The following is a 19,191-nucleotide window of genomic DNA, read 5'->3' as shown; positions in this document are numbered from 1 at the left end:
CGGCTATCTATTAGCCGACTACATAGATATAGGATGGCGGTCGTGGATGCAAGCGAGGCGATGCGGGTCAACCGGGCCCTGAACAAGATGAGCAAGCTCTACCGCGCCGTGAAGGCGCGCAAGCTCGCCGAACTCGGCCTGCACCCCGGCCAGGACGTGCTGCTCTGGCTGCTGGCCCAGGAGCGCGAGGGGATGACGGTCTCGGAGCTGGCGGCCCGGATCGGGATCGAGCCGCCGACCGCGACCCGCAGCCTGGCCCGGCTGGAGAACAGCGGCTGGTTCCGGCGCGAGGCGGTCGCCACGGACCGCCGCCAGGTGCGCATCGTGGTGACCGACGCGGGCCACGAGCTGGTCCCGGCCATCGAACGGGTGTGGGCGGAACTCGCCGAGCAGACGATGGGCGGCACGAGCGACGAGCAGCGCGAGATCGTGCTCGCCGCGCTCGAACAGGCCAACGACCGGCTACGCGGGGACGTCGGCGAGGCCGTGCTGGCCGAGGAGTGACCCGGTGTCCCCCTCCCGGCCCGGCCGGTGGGGGGAGCGCCCGTCAGGTCAGGGCGTCGAAGCCGGACCGCAGGTGGTCGAGGCGGCGGGACAGCTCGGCGACCGGGCTCGCCAGGCGCGGGTCCCCGTTCTCGCGGACCAGCTCGACGACCCGTACCAGCTCCTCCTCGACCGAGGTCAGGCGGCGGGACAGCTCGGGCAGCACGGCCGCCTGGTCGGACGGCTCGCCCGGGGGCAGCTCGGCGCCGACGCGCTCACGGAGCATGGCGGCCTGCTCGGCCATCCTGCGGTTCATGTTGTAGAGCTCCACGAACACCGCGACCTTGGCCCTGAGCACCCACGGGTCGAAGGGCTTGGTGAGGTAGTCCACCGCGCCGGCCGCGTAGCTGCGGAAGGCGTAGTCGGGAGCGCTGTCGACCACGGTCAGGAAGATGATCGGGATGTTGCGGGTGCGCTCGCGCCGCTTGATGTGGGCGGCCGTCTCGAACCCGTCCATGCCCGGCATGCGCACGTCCAGCAGGATCAGCGCGAACTCCGTGCCGAGCAGGGCCTTCAGCGCCTCCTCCCCGGACTTCGCGCGGACCGGTACGAGGTCGAGCGAGCTGAGAATGGCCTCGAGCGCGATGAGGTTCTCCTCCCGGTCGTCCACCAGGAGGATCTTGGCTCTGTCCGGCATCGATCACACGCCTTCGTCGGAGTCGCCGGCCGCCTTGCCCCGGGTCAGCCAGCCGCGCAGCCGTTCGAGCAGGCGGTCGACGTCCACGGGCTTGGGCACGTAGTCGGAGGCGCCGGAAGCGATGCTCTTCTCCCGGTCACCTCGCATGACCTTAGCGGTTAGCGCGATGATCGGCAGATCCGCGAACTGGGGCATCCGGCGTATCGCCGAGGTGGTGGCCCAGCCGTCCATCTCCGGCATCATGATGTCCATGAGCACCAGGGAGACGTCCTCGTTGCGTTCCAGCTGCTCGATGCCCTCGCGGCCGTTCTCCGCGTAGATCACCGTGGAGCCGTAGCGTTCCAGAACGCTGGTCAGGGCGAACACGTTGCGGATGTCGTCGTCCACGATCAGGATCTTCGCGCCGGTCAGCGGGTCCTCGCCCTTCCACGGCTTGCCCTCCTCGCGGGAGAAGGCCGGCAGCGGCATGTCCTCACCGATCGGCAGCGCGGGCATCTCCGGCAGCTCGGGCAGTTCGTCGGGCTCGGCGGTCACGCCGAGGAGCACCGGGTTGCGGGGGGAGGAGGTGAGGGCGCTCGCCCCGCCGTCGCGGGAGGCCAGCGGGCCGCCGTAGGAGGGCGGCAGGTAGAGGGTGAAGGTGCTGCCCTCGCCGACCTTGCTGACCACGTGGATCTCGCCGCCGAGCAGGCGGGCGATCTCCCGGCAGATCGACAGCCCCAGGCCGGTGCCGCCGTACTTGCGGCTGGTGGTCCCGTCGGCCTGGCGGAACGCCTCGAAGATGACCTCCAGCTTGTCGGAGGCGATCCCGATGCCGGTGTCGACCACCTCGAAGGCCAGGATGCCGTCGGCGCCGCGCAGGGTGTCGTCCACGAAGGCGACCGCGCGCCTGGCGTGCATCACGCGCAGCCGTACCTCGCCCTTGGGGGTGAACTTGATCGCGTTGGAGAGCAGGTTGCGCAGCACCTGCTGCAGGCGCTGCTCGTCGGTACGCAGCTCCTGCGGGATCGACGGGTCCACCTCGACGGTGAACGACAGGCCCTTGTCCTGCGCCAGCGGGGCGAAGGTGGACTCGAAGTAGTCGACGAGCTTGGGCAGGGAGATCTGCTGGGGGTGGATGTCCATCCGCCCGGCCTCGACCTTGGACAGGTCGAGGATGTCGTTGATGAGCTGGAGCAGGGCCGAGCCCGCGCCGTGGATGGTGCGGGCGAACTCCACCTGCTGGGGCGTGAGGTTGCCGTCGGCGTTCTCGGTGAGCAGCTTGGCCAGCACCAGCAGGCTGTTCAGCGGGGTGCGCAGCTCGTGGGACATGTTGGCGAGGAACTCGGACTTGTAGCGCGAGGAGACCGCGAGCTGCTCGGCGCGCTCCTCCAGCGTCCGGCGGGCCTGCTCGATCTGGAAGTTCTGGATCTCGATGGCCCGGTTCTGCTTGGCCAGCAGCGCGGCCTTGTCCTCCAGCTCGGCGTTGGAGCGGCGCAGCTCCTCCTGCTGGCGCTGCAGCTCGTCGGAGCGCTCCTGCAGCTCCGTGGTGAGGCGCTGCGACTCGGTCAGCAGGTCCTCGGTACGGGAGTTGGCGATGATCGTGTTCATCGTGACGCCGATGGTCTCGACGAGCTGGTTCAGGAAGTCGTGGTGGACCTCGCTGAACTCGTTGAACGAGGCCAGCTCCAGCACGCCGAGCACCTGGGTCTCGAACAGCACGGGCAGCACGACGATCTGCGCGGGCGTGGAGGTGCTCAGGCCGGTGTCGACGGTCAGGTAGCGGGCGGGCACGTTCCCGAGGACGATCCCCCTGCCCTCCAGCGCGGCCTGGCCCACGATGCCCTCGCCGGTCGCGAACCGCTGGCGGGGACCGGTGCCGGGACGGGCGCCGTACCCGGCGATGAGGTGCAGGTCGTGGTCGCCGGCCGGTTCGGCGAGGTAGAAGGCGCCGTAGTGGGCCGAGACCAGCGGGGTCAGCTCGCTCATGATGAGCCTGGCGACCTCCATCAGGTCGCGGTGGCCCTGCATGAGGCGGGAGATCCTCGCCAGGTTGGACTTCAGCCAGTCCTGTTCCTGGTTGGCGGTGGTGGTGTCGCGCAGCACCGACACCATCATGTTGATGTTGTCCTTCAGCTCGCCGATCTCGCCCTCGGCGTCGACGGTGATGGACCGGGTCAGGTCGCCGGTGGCGACGGCCGTGGTCACCTCGGCGATGGCGCGCACCTGGGTGGTCAGGCGGGCGGCGAGCTCGTTGACGTTCTCGGTGAGGCCCCTCCAGATGCCCTCGGCGCCCTCGACGCGGGCCTGTCCGCCGAGCTTGCCCTCCGAACCCACCTCGCGGGCGACCCGGCTGACCTCGGAGGCGAACGAGGAGAGCTGGTCGACCATGGTGTTGATGGTGGTCTTCAGCGCCAGGATCTCGCCCTGGGCGTTCACGTCGATCTTGCGGTTGAGGTTCCCCGATGCGACGGCCGTGGTGACCTCGGCGATGTTGCGGACCTGGTAGGTGAGGTTGTTGGCCATCGAGTTGACGTTGTCGGTGAGGTCCTTCCAGACCCCCGACACGCCGCGGACGCGGGCCTGGCCGCCGAGCTGGCCCTCGGTGCCGACCTCGCGGGCCACCCGGGTGACCTCGTCGGCGAACATCGACAGCTGATCCACCATCGTGTTGAGGGTGTCCTTGAGCTGGAGGATCTCGCCCTGCGCGTCAGCGGTGATCTTCTTCGACAGGTTGCCCTGGGCCACCGCGGTGGAGACGGCCGCGATCTGGCGCACCTGGGTGGTCAGGTTGTTGGCCATCACGTTGACGTTGTCGGTGAGGTCCTTCCAGGTGCCGGAGACGCCGGGCACCTGCGCCTGGCCGCCGAGCTGTCCTTCCGAGCCCACCTCGCGGGCGACGCGGCTGACCTCGGAGGCGAACGAGGAGAGCTGGTCGACCATGGTGTTGATGGTGGTCTTCAGCGCCAGGATCTCGCCCTGCGCGTCCACGTCGATCTTGCGGGTCAGGTCGCCGTTGGCCACCGCCGTGGTGACCTCGGCGATGTTGCGGACCTGGTAGGTGAGGTTGTTGGCCATCGAGTTGACGTTGTCGGTGAGGTCCTTCCAGACCCCCGACACGCCGCGGACCCGGGCCTGGCCGCCGAGCTGGCCCTCGGTGCCGACCTCGCGGGCCACCCGGGTGACCTCGTCGGCGAACATCGACAGCTGGTCCACCATCGTGTTGAGGGTGTCCTTGAGCTGGAGGATCTCGCCCTGCGCGTCAGCGGTGATCTTCTTCGACAGGTCACCCTGCGCGACCGCGGTGGAGACCGCGGCGATGGCGCGCACCTGGGTGGTCAGGTTGCCGGCCATCACGTTCACGTTGTCGGTGAGGTCCTTCCAGACCCCCGAGACCCCGCGCACCTGCGCCTGGCCGCCGAGCTGGCCCTCGGTGCCGACCTCGCGGGCCACCCGGGTGACCTCCTCGGCGAACGCCAGCAGCTGGTCCACCATCGTGTTCACGGTGTTCTTCAGCTCGAACATCTCGCCGACCGCGTCGACGGTCACCTTGCGGCTCAGGTCGCCCCGCGCCACCCCGGTGGTCACCGCCGCGATGTCGCGGACCTGGGCCGAGACGCGGCTGGACATGGTGTTGACGGCCTCGGTGAGGTCGCGCCAGCTCCCGGACATGCCGCGCACGTTCGCCCGGCCGCCCAGCCGTCCCTCGGTGCCGACCTCGCGGGCCACCCGCGTCACCTCGGAGGTGAAGAGCGAGAGCTGGTCGACCATGCCGTTGATCGCCTTGCCGAGGCGGCGCACCTCGCCCCGGGCGCCGCGGTCGAGGTCGATCCGGCGCGACAGGTCTCCCTTGGCCACCGCGTCGATCACGTCGGCGGCCCCGCTGACCGGGCCGACCAGCGCGTCGATCAGCGCGTTGACCGAGTCGACGCTCTCGGCCCACGAGCCCACGCCGGGACCGGGGGTCAGGCGCTCGCTGAAGCGGCCCTCCTTGACCACCTCGCGGCGCACCCGGTGCAGCTCGTTGGCCAGATGCTCGCGGCGGTCGGCCACCTCGTTGAGCAGCAGGCGGATCTCGCTGAGAATACCGGGCGGGGCGTGCGGCACCCGGCGGCGGAAGTCACCGTCGCGCCAGGTGATGAGCGTCTGCAGAATCGGCCTCAGGTCCGATTCGCTGTAACGTCGCTCCTCGACGTCGGGCACGGTGTCGACCGTGGTCATGTACGACCTCCTTGACTCCCGGGGGCGCAGCCGTGAGTCATACCAGTCTGTCACGGTGCGCAATGTGTAGTCCTACCTTCGATTCACCCCATGTCAACGGGAAGTGTGGTAGTCACGGAACAATGACCGGTGCTCCCCGTGCCGTCCTGGCGGCGACCTTCGCCCCGGGAGAGACGGCCGTCCCCGAGGCCAGGCGGTTCACCAGAGAGGTGATGACCGCCTGGGCCGCCGCGTCCGTCATGGCGCCCGCCGAGCGGCTGGCGATGGATCTCTCGTCGCAGGTGACCGGTGTTCCCTTCGAGATCGTCTGGAGCCATCTGGGCGACGGTCTGCAGATAGAGGTGCGCCACAGGCGGGCACCGGAGCCGGGCCTCGACGCCCCGTCCGTGCCGGTGGAGGAGTGGGGTGTCACCTTCGCCGGGCAGCAGCGCACACACTGGGCCAAACTCAGGCTACCCGGTGCCTCCGGGCGGCCGTCCTCGGAGTGGACGGCCGAGGAGCCCAGCCGCGGGCCGATCTGGATGGGCTTCCTCGCCGACGCCAGCGACCTGCTGGCCGGCACCCTCGACCCCGACATGGTGCCCGCGATCATCTCGCAGATCGTGGTGCCGAGGCTGGCCACCTGGTGCGCGGTCTACACCTGGAACAACGAGGGCGGCCCGCAGCGGCCGGCCTACCTGTGGCACACCGACGAGCAGCGCATCGACGAGCTGCGCGAGGAGCTCGACGCCGTCCAGATCCCGCAGACCGGCGGGTCCATGCAGCTCGCCGACTCGCAGGTGCTGATCATCCCGCTGCTGGCGCGCGGGCGCACGCTGGGCGCGATGTGCCTGGGCCGGCCGGACCGGTTCGCCGAGGACGTGTTCCAGTACGCCGAGGACATCGGCCGGCGGGCTGCGCTCGCGCTGGACAACGCCCTGCTGTACGCCACCCAGGCGGCGGCCAACCGGGCGCTGCAGCGCAGCCTGCTGCCCCCGGACGAGCCGGGTGAGATCCCCGGCCTCGACCCCGCCGTGGTCTACGAGCCGGCCGGGGAGACCAACGAGGTCGGCGGGGACTTCTACGACCTGTTCGCGGCCGGGGAGTCCTCCTGGCGGTTCGCGGTGGGCGACGTCTGCGGGACGGGTCCCGAGGCCGCCGCGGTCACCGGCCTGGCCCGGCACACCCTGCGGCTGCTGGCCCGGGAGGGCTACGGCGTGGCCGCGGTCCTGGACCGGCTCAACCAGGCCATCCTGGACGAGGGCGACCGCGCGCGTTTCCTGACGCTGCTGCACGGGGAGATCACCCCGTCCGCGAGCGGGCTGGAGGTGTCGATGGTCTCCGCCGGGCATCCGGAGGCGCTGAGGCTGCGCGCCGACGGGGAGGTGGACACCGTGGTGACCTCCCAGTCGCTGCTGGGGGTGTTCCCCGAGGCGACCTTCAAGGCCGAGGTCGTCCACCTCGACCCCGGTGACGTGCTCCTGGCGGTGACCGACGGGGTCACCGAGCGCCGCAGGGGCGGGCGGCTGCTCGACGACGACGGGGGCCTGGCCAGGCTGCTCGGCGAGTGCGCGGGCCTGTCGGCGCGGGCGGTCGCCGAACGGATCCGCCGCGCCGTCCAGGACTTCGCCCCCGAGCCGAGCGCCGACGACATGGCGATCGTGGTGCTGCGCGCCCGCTGATCGTCACGTCCGCTCGGCGCTCCCGGCCGGTCCGCCCGTCCGCAGGGGGCTGGCGCGGTCAGCCGTCGATCTTGATGTGCCTGCGGGCGAAGTCCAGCTGCGCCGACATCTGGGCGATGCGCTCGGAGACGACCAGGGAGCCGTGGCCCGCGTCGTAGCGGTAGATCTCGTGCTCGTGGCCGCGCGAGGCGAGCCGCGCCACGTACGCCTCGATCTGCCCGATCGGGCAGCGCGGGTCGTTCTCCCCGGCGAGGATCAGCAGGGGCGCCTCGACCTGGTCGACGTAGGTGATCGGTGAGCTGCCCGCGTAGCGCTCGGGCTGCTCCTCGGGGGAGCCGCCGAACAGTGCGCGGTGGTAGGAGCGCAGTCCCTCGGCCTCCTCCCGGTAGGTGGCCTCGTGGTCGGCGATCGGCACCGTGGCGATGCCCGCCGCCCACATCTTGGGCTGGGTGCCCAGGCCCAGCAGGGTGAGGTAGCCGCCCCAGGAGGCGCCGGCGAGCACCAGCCGGTCGGGGTCGCAGACGCCCCGGTCGACCATGGTCTCCCTGACCGCGGCGACGTCGGAGAGCTCGATGTGCCCGAGGTCGCCGTGCAGGGCGTTCCGCCAGGCCGAGCCGTAGCCGGTCGAGCCGCGGTAGTTGACCCGTACGACCGCGAAGCCGAGGTCCACCCAGGCGGCCACCTGCGGCACGAACGAGTCGTCGTCCTGCGCGGTGGGCCCGCCGTGCAGCAGGAAGACCGAGGGGAAGGGCCCGGAACCGCGCTCGGGTCGCGAGACCAGGGCGTGGATGCGGCCGCCCGGCCCCTCCACGTCGACGTCCTCGACCGGGACCGACGGGGGCGAGGTGGGGCCGCCGTGGTTCATCACGACGTGGCCGCTGGTCGACCGGATCAGCGGCGGGTGCGCTCCGCTGGACCAGGAGTACTCGACCGAGCCGTCGGGCCGCGGCGCGGCGGCGTCGATCACGCCGTGCTGGGTCTCGATCGGGAACAGCCCGCCGCCGGGGAGGTCGTAGCGGGTCAGGGAGGTACGGCCGCGGTGGGCGCGCACCACGAGCAGTGAGCGGCCGTCGTCGTACCAGTCGGCGGTGATCTCCCCGGGGTCGCGCAGCCAGATCTCGCGCTGGTCGCCGGTCTCGGGGTCCCAGACCAGAGGCTCGCGGCGGCCCCTGCGCTCGTGCAGGGTGAGCAGCCGGCGGTCCCCGGACAGCGGGGCGAAGCGCAGGCCGAGGACGCCCTTGCCGGGGCCGTCGGACAGGTCGCCGACGACCTCGCCGTTCGGCCGGAGCACGCGCAACGCGGGGTGACGGGCGTCGCCGTGCTCGCTGTGGCCGATCGCGATCAGGGAGCCGTCCAGGGAGACCGCGGAGACCGAGGCGGCCTCGGAGTGCTCGTAGACCGTCCTGGCGGGCTCGCCGGGCCGTACGAGGTGGACGGTGAAGCCCTGGCCGGGCCTGGCCATCCCGACGACCGCGTCGCCGGTGGCCGCCAGCCCGAGCCCGGACGGGAAGCCCGGGGGGAGGTCGATCGGCTCGTCGGGCCCGCCGCCGAAGGGCTGGCGCATCCACCGGCCCCACTCGTCGCCGTCGGTGTCCTCGAACCACCAGATCCACCGGCCGGTGGGGTCGATCGCGCCGTGCGAGGTGCCCTTGGGCCTGGAGGTCACCTGACGGGTGGAACCCGCCGCCCGGTCCCAGGCGTAGACCTCCCACGCTCCCGAGGCGTTGCTGCGGTAGACGGACCGGCTGGGGGCCTGACCCGCCCACACGGGCAGCGTCACGCGCGGCGCGCGGAACCTGGCCTGCCAGCGCTCCTCCGCCTTCATATGGCGCTTCCCTCCGTCAGGGCTTCAGCTTCACGTGTCCGGGCGCGGGCCCGCCGGATTGCGGTCCAGTATGTCGCCTTCACCGGGCAATTGCTTGGTTAATGTCAGGGAATTTCGGACTAAATGTCACATCAGTAACACGGGTCGCCAAGGTAGCTGTCAAGCACACAGCTTGCTTATCGACGGCGCTTAAAGATAGACATGCGGAAAGAAGCCTCCACGGTGCTCTTTTCAGGTAGATCAGCGATCTTTCTTCGCATAACCCCAGGATTCATGTGCCAGGCGCTCGGGCCCATCCCCACGACCGCCTCGATCGCGTCGTGCTCCAGGACGAGTTCGAACGCATGGCTGCTCCGGCCGGTCTCGATGAAGTGCTCGCTCAGGCTCTCCGCCATCCGCCGCTCCTTCGATTCGTCCACCGACAGGAGTCCCAGCCGCTCCACCAGTGGCACGAGATGCCGTGAGGTGGGTGTGACCACGACGAGCTCACCAGCACCTTTGAGCACCCGAGCGAACTCTGCCCCATTTCTTGGGGCGAACACATTCAGAAGTACATCTATCGTGCCATCTCTCAGCGGGAGCGGCCTCCATACGTCGGCCACCACGGCGCCCGATCGCGGATGCGCCCGCGCGGCCCGCCTGATCGCGTGCTTGGAGACGTCCAGCGCCACCCCGACGGCCCCGGGCAGCGCGTCCAGCGCTCCGGCGAGATAGTGGCCCGTCCCGGCTCCGGCGTCCGCCAGCACCCCGGCCCCGGCGGGGCAGGCGTCGGCCACCGCGCGGGCGAGGGGGGCGTAGTGCCCGGCGCCCAGGAAGGCGTCCCTGGCCGCCACCATGGCCGCGGTGTCGGCCGTGCCCGGCACCCGCGACCCGGTCAGCAGGCTGACGTACCCCTGCCTGGCGACGTCGAAGCCGTGCCCCAGGTCGCACCCGAGGACCCGCTCGTGAAGGGTCAGCCCGCCCGCGCAGACCGGGCAGGCGAGGAGTTCGACGACATCGGCCAGCATCCCGCCATCATGCCGCCTGCCGCGGGGGGCGCCGTCCGGCCGGGCCCGTGCCGGGTCCGTGCCGGGGTCGCAGCGGGTACGGGCAGGAGCCCGGGACGGGCCGGTGATCAGGTGGTCTGCCGGATCAGCCGGAGGAAGGCCGCGTTGTCGGGGGTCTCGCCGAGCCGGTCGAGGAGGAGCTCCAGGGCCTGCTGCCGCTCCAGGCCGCCCAGCGTGCGGCGCAGCCGCCAGGTGAGCTCCCGTTCCTGCGGGTCGAGGAGGATCTCCTCGCGGCGGGTGCCGGACGCGTCGAGGTCCACGGCGGGGTAGAGGCGCCTGTCGGCGAGGGCACGGCTGAGGCGCAGCTCCATGTTGCCGGTGCCCTTGAACTCCTCGAACAGGCTGTCGTCCATCCGCGAGCCGGTCTCGACCAGGACGGTGGCCAGGATGGTCAGCGAGCCCCCGTCGCGCAGGTTGCGCGCGGCGCCGAAGAAGCGCCGCGGGGGCAGCAGGGCCGTGGTGTCGATGCCACCGGCCAGCGTCCGCCCGCCACCGGGGGCGAGGTTGTTGTACGCGCGGGCCAGCCGGGTCAGGGAGTCCAGCAGGAGCACGACGTCGCGTCCGCTCTCGGCCAGGCGCTTGGCGCGCTCGACCGCGAGCTCGGCGACGGCGGTGTGGTCGCGGTCGGGACGGTCGAAGGTGGACGCGGCGACCTCGCCCCGGATGGACTCGCGCATCTCGGTGACCTCCTCGGGGCGCTCGCCGACGAGCACCACCATGAGGTGGCAGTCCGGGTGGCTCGCGCTGATCGCGGCGGCCAGGTTCTGCAGGACCATCGTCTTGCCCGCCTTGGGCGGGGCGACGATGAGGCCGCGCTGTCCCTTGCCCACCGGCGCGAACAGGTCGACGATCCTGCCGGTCGCCGATCCGGCCTCCAGGCGGAGCCGCTCGCGCGGGTGGATCGGGGTCATGTCGGCGAAGTCGGGCCGTGGCCGCCCGGCGGGACCGCCGTTCACGCTCTCCACCCCCTCCAGCCTCTCGTACGGGGCCCGCGAGGTGGCCACGACGAGGTCGCCGGGGCGAAGGCCGTACTCGGTGATCTGGGCGGGGGGAACGCGCACGTCACCCGGTCCGGGCAGGTGACCGCGGGTCCGGAGGTGGCCGGTCCTGCCCTGGACGTCGAGCAGGCCGGTCACGGTCTCGACGGGAGTGTGCCCGCCGGACGCTCCCTCGGCCCGGTCGCCGGCCGGGGTCAGCGGGGGTCGTGAGGTCGGTGGGGTCCGCGGGGTCCGTGCGGTGCGGCTCGCGTCGTCCCGGCGGGGGCGGGGGACCTTACCGGCGGTGCCCTCCGGTGCGCCGGTGCGGCGGGTGCTCCTGCGGGTACCGGCCTCGCGGACGGCGGTCGTGCGGGGAGCGGCCCGGTGGGGGGTGGTCGCGGACGTCTCAGGGGTTGCGGACGTCTCGGGGGTCATGGGGGCGGTGGAGATCACCGCGGGGATTTCGGTCGTCATGGGGACCTCTCAGGGTCTCGTGGAACGTAGGGGGAACGTCGGGGGAAAGGCCGCACGGCCGTCCGGGGGATGGGAGCGGCGGAGCGTGCCCGGCGCCGGGAAGGGGCTCGGAGACGAGCCGGCCCGGACGCGGGGCGGAAGGCCCGGCGCGGGTGGCCGGACGGCGCGAACGCGGCGGACCGGCGAACAGGCGGACCGGCGCACCGAGGAACGGGTGCGGACGCGGTGGACCGGCTCACGGTGGCGAATCGGATCAGATCGGGATCGGATCGGATCGGGATCGGATCGGCAGGCCGCACGGCGGTCGAACCGGGTTCGAGCGATCGGACCGGCACCGCGGTCACGGGGAAGAAGGGTGGATCGTCGCACGCGGTCTGGCCGACGGTGCGTCACACCCGCGATCACGGTAGCACTCTCACGCCGTCCCGGACAGGAGGGCGGGGGCCACATCAGGTCACAACGGCCGCCGGGGCCGGGGTGTTCCCGGCCCCGGCGGCCGTCGTGACCTCGCGACCCGGTACGGCAGGCGGGCCGGGCGGGTCAGGTGTTCGTCTCGGCGGCCAGGAGCAGCCGGCGCGCCTTGCCGCGGTAGCGGAGGACCTGGACGGTGCCCAGTGCCCAGACCGGGTACTGCATGAGGAACGCCCACCGGAAGGCGTCCAGGCTCTCGTTCCCGATCACGTCGAGCGTGACGCCGATCAGGGCGATCACCGAGACCGAGGCGACGAAGCCGCCGCCGTTCACGATGCCGGTGGCCGCGCCGATCCGGGTGGTGGGGTTGAAGGTCCTGGCGTAGTCGAACCCGATCAGCGACCCGGGGCCGTTGGTCCCCAGCGCCACCACGAGCACCACCAGGAGCCAGAACGGGGCCCGCCCCGGCCAGAGCAGCACGGCGCTCCACGCCCCCGCGGTGGTGCCGATCACGAAGAGCACCAGGCGGGAGCGGTGGAAGGGGAACCGTCCGGCGAGGTAGCCGAGCAGCGGCCCGCAGGCCATGCCGCAGACGGTCAGCGTGGACAGCAGCACGCCCGCCGTCGCCGGGGACAGCCCCTGGCCCTGGACCAGGAACGGGTACCCCCACAGCAGCAGGAACGAGGCGGACGAGCACTGGGTGGCCGCGTGGGTCCACATGCCCAGCCGGGTGCCGGGCTCGGCCCAGGCGGCCCTCAGACCCGGAGGGCGGTCCGTCCGCTGGGGGCGGGAGTCGCGCAGCACGAGGAGCACCAGGAACGCGGAGACCACGCCGAGGACGGCGGCGCCGGTGAACGTGGGAGTCCAGCCGTACACGTGCAGGGAGTGGATGAGGGGCACCGCCGAGGCGACCGCGCCGACCTGGCCGATCAGGCCGGTGATCTGCACGATCAGCGGGTTGCGGCGGGCGGAGAAGGAGAGGCTGACCAGCCTGATCACGCTGATGAACGTCATCGCGTCGCCGCAGCCGACCAGTGCCCTGCCCGCGATCCCCGCCACGAGCCCCGAGGCCAGGGCGAAGACGAGCTCCCCGCAGGCCATCACGGCGGCCCCCAGCACCAGCATGCGCTTGGAGCCGAACCGGTCGAGCAGCATGCCGACCGGCACCTGCATGCCCGCGTAGACGAGAAGCTGGCACATCGCCAGCGCGGAGAGCCCCGCCGCGCCGACGCCGAGCCGTGCCGCCGCCTCGATGCCGGCCACGCCCAGTGACTGCCGGTGGAAGACGGCGATCACGTACGCCAGGACACCCGTGGCCCAGAAGAGAATCGCCATGGACCGTGGTGTCATACCTAAATATTACTTTTGCCCAATTTTGAAATGGACCCGGGTGGCCGGGTGCCGACGGCGGCCGGACCGCCGGCACGGGTGTCAGGGACGCGGGTAGCGCATCAGCAGGGAGGCGTGGACCTCCTGTTCCCCCAGGGCGACATAGGAGTGCGGGACGTCCGACCGCCAGGAGACGTGCTCGCCGGGCCCGGCCCGCATCGGGGCCCCGACCGGCCCTGCGCTGAGCGTCCCGGCGAAGACGGTCACGTGCTCGGTGACGCCCTCGTGGTGGGCGGGCGAGACCTGCGGCGTCCCCGCGCAGATCACCAGCCGGTAGAGCTCGTAGGTGACCGACTCGTCCTCGAAGACCTGCAGGAGCGTCCCGCCGACGGCGGTCCCCTGGACGACCGGCGTCCCCTCGCTCACGCTCCCGCCCCCGGCGGTGCCCGTGCCCGCCGCGGGGGCGCCGATGGCCATGGCCATCGGGACGCCCAGCTCGGCGGTGATCGCCCAGAGGGTCTCCAGCGTCGGGTTGCGGGTGCCGTTCTCCAGGCCGGAGAGCGTGGCCTTGCCGACGCCCGCGGCACGGGCCAGGGCCGACAGCGACATGCCGCGTTCCTCGCGCAGCAGACGGATCCGCCGCCCTATGCCGGCCGTGTCGCAGTCCATGGCGGGCGAGAGGTTTTGTGCTCCGGAGTCCATGAGGCTATGGTGCGCCATCGAGGCTGTTCCGTTTACGGAACAGCGCACGTCCCCCCGCGTGAGGATCGACATGTCCCGCCTGCTTCAACCCGTGGTCGCCGGAGTGGTCACCGCGGTCGTCGGTTTCGCCAGCTCGTTCGCGGTCGTCCTGGCCGGGCTCAGGGCGGTGGGTGCCGACCAGCGGCAGGCCGCGTCCGGGCTGCTGGCGCTCTGCGTGGCCAACGGCGTGGTCGCCGTCTGGCTCGGCCTGCGCCGGCGCGTCCCGATCACCATCGCTTGGTCCACGCCCGGCGCCGCGCTGCTGGTGGCGACCGGGACCGTGGAGGGCGGGTTTCCCGCCGCGATCGGCGCGTTCGCGGTCTCCGGGCTCCTGCTCACCGCGGCGGGGCTGTTCCCGGCCCTGGGCCGCTGGATCGGCGCGATCCCCGCGCCGATCGCCGGGGCCATGCTCGCGGGGGTCCTGCTCGACCTGTGCATCGCGCCGGTCCGGGCGCTCGCCGAGATACCGCTGCTGGCCGGGCCCGCCGTGCTCGTGTGGGTGCTGCTGAGCAGGTTCGCGCGCCGCTGGGCGACCCCGGTGGCCCTCCTCGTGGCCGTCGCGGCGATCGCCCTGACCGGGCAGGCGCCGGGCGCGGCGGACCTGTGGCCGATCGTGGAGGTGACCGCCCCCTCCTGGAGCGCCCAGGCGCTGGTCAGCATCGCGCTCCCGCTGTTCCTGGTCACCATGGCCTCGCAGAACGTGCCGGGCATGGCGGTCCTGGCCGGGTACGGCTATCGCCCCCCGCTGCGCGGGATCCTCGTCTCCACCGGTCTGGCCAGCACGCTCGGAGCGCCGCTGGGCGGTCACGCGGTGAACCTGGCGGCGATCAGCGCGGCCCTGGCCGCGGGTCCCGACGCCGGTCCCGACCCGTCCCGCCGGTGGATCGCCTCGGTCACCGCGGGGATCTCGATGATCGTCCTGGGGATCGGCTCGGGACTGGCCACCGCGCTCGTCCTGCTCTCCCCGCCGCTGCTGGTCGAGGCCGTCGCGGGCCTGGCCCTGCTGGGCGCGCTCGCCGCGGCGCTCGTCTCCGCCGTCGCCGACCCCGGGCGCAGGGAGGCCGCGGCCGTCACCTTCGTGGTGACCGCGTCCGGGCTGACGCTGCTGGGCATCGGCGCGGCCTTCTGGGGGCTCGTCGCCGGGGGGCTCATGACGCTCCTGCACCACCGCCCCGCGTCCCCGTCCGGCGCGTCCACCTCGCGGGAGGCCGTTCCCGGGGCGACGGGACCGTCCGGACATGCCGACGCCGGTGCGATGGGTGCCGCACCGGCGTCGGACGAGTTCGGTCGGGATCGGTCGGAGGTGGGACGGGACCGGTGACTAGTGGCGGTCCGCGTTCCCGTGACGACCGGCGACCAGCTGGTCGTTGACGGTCTGGCGGGGCACGTCGACCCGCGGGTGCGGGGCGGTGTCCTCCAGGCGGTCGTCGACACCGTCGCGGTCACGGTCGACCGCCGGGGCCGTGGAGGTGGTGGTGGTCGTCGTCGAGGCGGTCGTCGCCGAAGTCGCGGGGGTCTCCTCGAGCTTGCGCTCCAGCTCCCGCTTCTCCTCCTCCAGACGGGTGACGCGGTCGTGCTCCTCCGCCCGCGCGGCGCGGAGCTTGCGGCGGCGCGCGGCCGAACGCTTCATCCCGGCGAAGATGATGCCGAGACCGAGCAGGAAGACCGCTCCGGTGGCCACACCCGCGAAGAAGAGCTCCAGCTGGGTCAGCTGGTACGTACGGTCGAACATCGTGAACGTCGCGGTGGTGGTCGATGCTGCGGTCTCGTCCCAGGAGACCGCGATCACGGTCGCACCCGCGAGTACGATCAAGAGAAGTCCCAGCACTATCATGTGACCTCACCTCAGGCTTCGTCTGTTGTAACGGCCACTGCTGCCCAGGGCGGGCCGGGTTATTCCTCGAACCCCGAGGTTGCCGGGAATATATCCGGACGGCCCCCTTCGAACGTCCTGCCGGACGGGGCTAGGGTGGGCGCCCATGGACCGCACCCGCCTGTACCGCAACGGCGTCCTGGAGGCCGAGGGCTTCCCGATCGACGACATCTCGGACCACGTGGCGGACGACTCCGCCGTCGTCTGGTTCGACCTCTGCTCGCCCACGAAGGCGGACCTGGCGAAGGTCAGCGAGGAGCTGGGGCTGCACCCCCTGGCGGTCGAGGACGCGCTCCAGAGCCATCAGCGGCCCAAGCTCGACACCTACGACAGCCACCTGTTCATCACCGCCTACGCCACGAGGCTCAAGGACGAGACGGTCGAGTTCGTCGAGGTCTCGATCTTCGTGACGAAGAACGCGCTGGTCACCGTGCGGGAGAATTCCACCTTCGACATCGACGAGGTGGTCAGGCGCTGGGACGCCAACTCCGAGCTGGTCAAACTCGGGGTGCCGTACCTGCTGCACGGTGTGCTCGACTACGTCGTGGACGGCTACTTCGACGTGCTGCAGACGGTGGACGACCGGGTCGAGGACCTGGAGAACGACCTGTTCCAGGAGAACCCCGGCGACATGCCGCACATCCAGCGCCGGACCTTCGACATGCACAAGAAGCTGGTGCGCTTCCGGCGGCTGGCCGTGCCGATGCGCGACGTGGTGGGCAGTCTGCTGCGCAGGGGGGAGGAGGTCCTGGAGGCCAAGCTCGTCCCGTACTACCAGGACATCTACGACCACACCCTGCGCACCGCGGAGTGGAGCGAGTCGCTGCAGGACCTGGTGACCAACGTCCGGGACACCCACATGAACCAGCAGGGCTTCCGGCTCAACGACATCATGAAGAAGATCACCAGCTGGGCGGCCATCATCGCGGTGCCCACGATGATCACCGGTTTCTACGGGCAGAACGTGCCCTATCCCGGCTACGGCCACTCGATCGGCTTCTGGACGTCCACGATCCTGATCGTGGTGGGCACCGTCCTGCTCTACCGGGCCTTCCGGAAGCGCAACTGGCTCTGACCCGGCGCCGGGTCCGACGGCGCCGGGTCCGGCGGCGCCGGGTCTCAACCGGTGGACGTCCCGTGTCGGTCAACGGATTCCCGGGAATCAACAAAGTCCGAGCCCGGAGACCTTTCTGGAGGCATGGGTGAGCACGCGGGGGGGTGTTCACCGTGGTGCTCGGCGCCGCGGTGCTCTTCTCACTGTCGGCGCGTGAGGACTCTCCCGCCGGGGCCGCCCCGGCGAGGGTCGCGCCACTGGACAATCCGGACGGCGTCGGCCCCGGGCTGGCGGCGGTCAGGTCGGCGGGCGACCGCAGGGCCGCCACCAGGCTGATCGGCGGGCTCCGCGTCGCGGGGATGAGGTCCAAGGCGGGCTACAGCCGGATCCGGTACGGCGAGAACTGGGCGGACACCGCCCGGGACGTGCCGTACGCGCGAAACGGCTGCCGTACCCGCGACGACCTGCTGGCCCGCGACGGCGAACAGGTGCGCTACCGCCGTGGCTCCGAGTGCGTGGTGGTCTCCATGAGGCTGCGCGACCCCTACACCGGCCGGATCGTCCGCTGGAGCAAGAAACGCTCCGACGAGATCCAGGTCGACCACGTGGTCCCGCTCTCGTACGGATGGCGGATGGGGACGTCCCGGTGGCCGATGTCCAAGCGGACGCGCTTCGCCAACGACCCGCTCAACCTCCTTCCGGTGTACGGCGACGCCAACGAGGCCAAGGGCGGGTCCGGCCCGGCGTCCTGGCTCCCCCCGAGGCGGGGGATCCGCTGCGCCTACGCCGTCCGCTTCGCCCAGGTCGCCCTGAAGTACGACCTGCCGGTCACCCGCGCGGACAAGAGGGTCATGCTCGCCCAGTGCCGCTGACCGTGTCCCCGTCCCCGTCCCTGTCCCCAGGGCGGGAGTCCGGGCCACGGGCGCGGGTGCCGGTTTCCGGTCGCACGCTGTGGTCTTCTATCCTTCGAGACCGACCCCGGTCACCTCCGGAGGAGGTCGCGCGCCGTTCCCACGGTCGTCGCCGGTCGCCTCCGGAACCGGCACCGACCAGCAGGCGAAGGAACTCCCGTGACCTCTCCGGCCCTCTCGGCCCTGTCCATCGACGAGCTGACCGCCCTGCGGGACGCGGCCCGGCGCGACCACGAGGCGCTCGTCCGGCGCGGGCTCTCGCTCGACCTCACCCGGGGCAAGCCCTCGGCGCGCCAGCTCGACCTCTCCGAGGAACTGCTCGGCCTTCCCCGGGGCCATGCCGCCGCCGACGGGACCGACTGCCGCAACTACGGCGGGCTCCAGGGCCTGCCCGAGCTCCGGGAGATCTTCAGCGGCCCGCTGCAGGTGCCCGCCGCGCAGCTCGTCGCGGCCGACAACTCCAGCCTGTCGCTGATGCACGACACGGTGGTCCACGCCCTGCTCGGCACGGTGCCCGGCGCCACCCGCCGCTGGGCCGACGAGCCGCGGATCGCGTTCCTGTGCCCGGTGCCGGGATACGACCGCCACTTCGCCCTGTGCGAGCGGTTCGGCATCGAGCTGATCCCGGTGCCGATGGACGCCGACGGGCCGGACATGGACGTCGTCGAGCGCCTGGTGGCCGAGGACGCGCAGATCAAGGGCATCTGGTGCGTGCCCAAGTACAGCAACCCCAGCGGCGTCAGCTACGGCGACGAGACCGTGCGGCGCCTGGCCGCCATGCCGACCCTCGCCCCGGACTTCCGCGTCTTCTGGGACAACGCCTACGCGGTGCACCATCTGACGGACACGCCGGTGGAGATCGCCGACATCCTGACGCTCTGCGCCGAGAACGGGAGCCCGGACCGCGCCCTCGTGTTCGGCTCCACCTCCAAGATCACCTTCGCCGGTTCCGGGGTCTCCTTCTTCGGGGCGTCCCCGGCCAACGTGGCCTGGCTGATCGGGCACACGGGCAAGCGGACCATCGGCCCCGACAAGATCAACCACCTGCGCCACGTGCAGTTCCTGCGCGACGAGGCCGGGCTGGCCGAGCACATGCGCCGCCACCGTGAGCTGCTGCGGCCGAAGTTCGACGCGGTCGAGGCGATCCTGTCCAAGGAACTGGGCGGCACCGGCCTGGCGACCTGGTCCACCCCGGCGGGCGGCTACTTCGTCAGCCTCGACGTGCTGGACGGCTGCGCCCGCGACGTGGTCATGCGGGCCGGGGAGGCGGGCATCGCCCTGACCCCCGCGGGCGCCACCCACCCGTACGGGACCGACCCGCGCGACAGCACCATCCGCATCGCCCCCACCTACCCGGAGCAGGAGGAGCTGGAGGCGGCCATCGCGGGCCTGACGGTCTGCGTGCGCCTCGTCGCCACCGAGAAGCTGCTGCGGGACGCGGGCCGGGTCTGACTCCTCCGGAGAGACCGCGGACCCTGGTCCGGCTCCCACCGCGAGGAATCGCGGGCCCGG

14 protein-coding genes are annotated in these 19,191 nt (G+C 71.7%); 6 read left to right on the top strand and 8 right to left on the bottom strand.

From position 1 onward, the window contains the following. Positions 1 to 42: 42 nt before the first annotated feature. Positions 43 to 504 (top strand): MarR family winged helix-turn-helix transcriptional regulator, encoded by a 462-nt coding sequence (locus ABD832_RS09685; protein WP_344891458.1) that lies wholly within the window; start codon positions 43 to 45, stop codon positions 502 to 504. A gap of 43 nt (positions 505 to 547) precedes the next feature. Here ABD832_RS09685 and ABD832_RS09680 read toward each other — a convergent pair whose 3' ends face one another. Together ABD832_RS09680 and ABD832_RS09675 are read right to left on the bottom strand one after the other, a co-directional pair. Continuing rightward, complete coding sequence (locus tag ABD832_RS09680) at positions 548 to 1,180, bottom strand: response regulator (protein WP_344891455.1); 633 nt, start codon at positions 1,178 to 1,180, stop codon at positions 548 to 550. 3 nt (positions 1,181 to 1,183) lie between these two features. Further along, positions 1,184 to 5,377, bottom strand: coding sequence for a HAMP domain-containing protein (locus ABD832_RS09675; RefSeq protein ID WP_344891452.1), 4,194 nt, complete (start codon positions 5,375 to 5,377; stop codon positions 1,184 to 1,186). 122 nt (positions 5,378 to 5,499) lie between these two features. Between ABD832_RS09675 and ABD832_RS09670 the strand changes: the two genes are divergently transcribed. After that, a complete protein-coding gene (locus ABD832_RS09670) occupies positions 5,500 to 7,038 on the top strand; it encodes a PP2C family protein-serine/threonine phosphatase (protein WP_344891449.1) in 1,539 nt (512 codons plus the stop codon). A gap of 58 nt (positions 7,039 to 7,096) precedes the next feature. Here ABD832_RS09670 and ABD832_RS09665 read toward each other — a convergent pair whose 3' ends face one another. From ABD832_RS09665 to ABD832_RS09645, 5 genes are all read right to left on the bottom strand, one after another. Beyond that, positions 7,097 to 8,863 carry a S9 family peptidase gene (locus ABD832_RS09665; protein ID WP_344891447.1) on the bottom strand — a complete coding sequence of 589 codons (1,767 nt, stop codon included), beginning with the start codon at positions 8,861 to 8,863 and terminating at the stop codon, positions 7,097 to 7,099. 176 nt (positions 8,864 to 9,039) lie between these two features. After that, the gene (locus ABD832_RS09660; RefSeq protein WP_344891444.1) at positions 9,040 to 9,870 is read right to left on the bottom strand and encodes a putative RNA methyltransferase; all 831 of its coding nucleotides are present in this window, start codon (positions 9,868 to 9,870) and stop codon (positions 9,040 to 9,042) included. Between the two features lie 107 nt (positions 9,871 to 9,977). After that, positions 9,978 to 11,360 carry a transcription termination factor Rho gene (gene rho / locus ABD832_RS09655; protein WP_344891441.1) on the bottom strand — a complete coding sequence of 461 codons (1,383 nt, stop codon included), beginning with the start codon at positions 11,358 to 11,360 and terminating at the stop codon, positions 9,978 to 9,980. A gap of 540 nt (positions 11,361 to 11,900) precedes the next feature. Next, the gene (locus tag ABD832_RS09650) at positions 11,901 to 13,106 is read right to left on the bottom strand and encodes an MFS transporter (protein WP_344891438.1); all 1,206 of its coding nucleotides are present in this window, start codon (positions 13,104 to 13,106) and stop codon (positions 11,901 to 11,903) included. A gap of 96 nt (positions 13,107 to 13,202) precedes the next feature. Continuing rightward, positions 13,203 to 13,802 carry a helix-turn-helix domain-containing protein gene (locus ABD832_RS09645; protein WP_344891435.1) on the bottom strand — a complete coding sequence of 200 codons (600 nt, stop codon included), beginning with the start codon at positions 13,800 to 13,802 and terminating at the stop codon, positions 13,203 to 13,205. 70 nt (positions 13,803 to 13,872) lie between these two features. Between ABD832_RS09645 and ABD832_RS09640 the strand changes: the two genes are divergently transcribed. After that, entirely contained in the window at positions 13,873 to 15,162 is a 1,290-nt protein-coding gene (locus tag ABD832_RS09640; RefSeq protein WP_344891432.1) for a benzoate/H(+) symporter BenE family transporter, read from the top strand. Here ABD832_RS09640 and ABD832_RS09635 read toward each other — a convergent pair whose 3' ends face one another. After that, on the bottom strand, positions 15,163 to 15,654 hold the full coding sequence (locus ABD832_RS09635; protein WP_344891429.1) for a hypothetical protein: 492 nt from the start codon (positions 15,652 to 15,654) through the stop codon (positions 15,163 to 15,165). It abuts the gene before it with no gap. Positions 15,655 to 15,820: 166 nt separating this feature from the next. On the opposite strand from ABD832_RS09635, the gene corA reads away from it, so the two are divergent. The 3 genes from corA (at position 15,821) to ABD832_RS09620 (ending at position 19,131) form a co-directional block, all read left to right on the top strand. Then, entirely contained in the window at positions 15,821 to 16,789 is a 969-nt protein-coding gene (corA, locus tag ABD832_RS09630; protein WP_344891426.1) for a magnesium/cobalt transporter CorA, read from the top strand. Between the two features lie 143 nt (positions 16,790 to 16,932). After that, positions 16,933 to 17,640 carry an HNH endonuclease family protein gene (locus ABD832_RS09625; protein WP_344891423.1) on the top strand — a complete coding sequence of 236 codons (708 nt, stop codon included), beginning with the start codon at positions 16,933 to 16,935 and terminating at the stop codon, positions 17,638 to 17,640. Between the two features lie 198 nt (positions 17,641 to 17,838). Further along, positions 17,839 to 19,131 carry an aspartate aminotransferase type Ic gene (locus tag ABD832_RS09620; protein ID WP_344891420.1) on the top strand — a complete coding sequence of 431 codons (1,293 nt, stop codon included), beginning with the start codon at positions 17,839 to 17,841 and terminating at the stop codon, positions 19,129 to 19,131. The last annotated feature ends 60 nt before the right edge of the window (positions 19,132 to 19,191 follow it).

Origin of the sequence: Streptosporangium longisporum (genome assembly GCF_039534895.1) — a bacterium.
In the GTDB taxonomy this organism is placed as follows: Bacteria; Actinomycetota; Actinomycetes; order Streptosporangiales; family Streptosporangiaceae; genus Streptosporangium; species Streptosporangium longisporum.
This window is presented reverse-complemented; position numbering and strand designations above follow the sequence as displayed.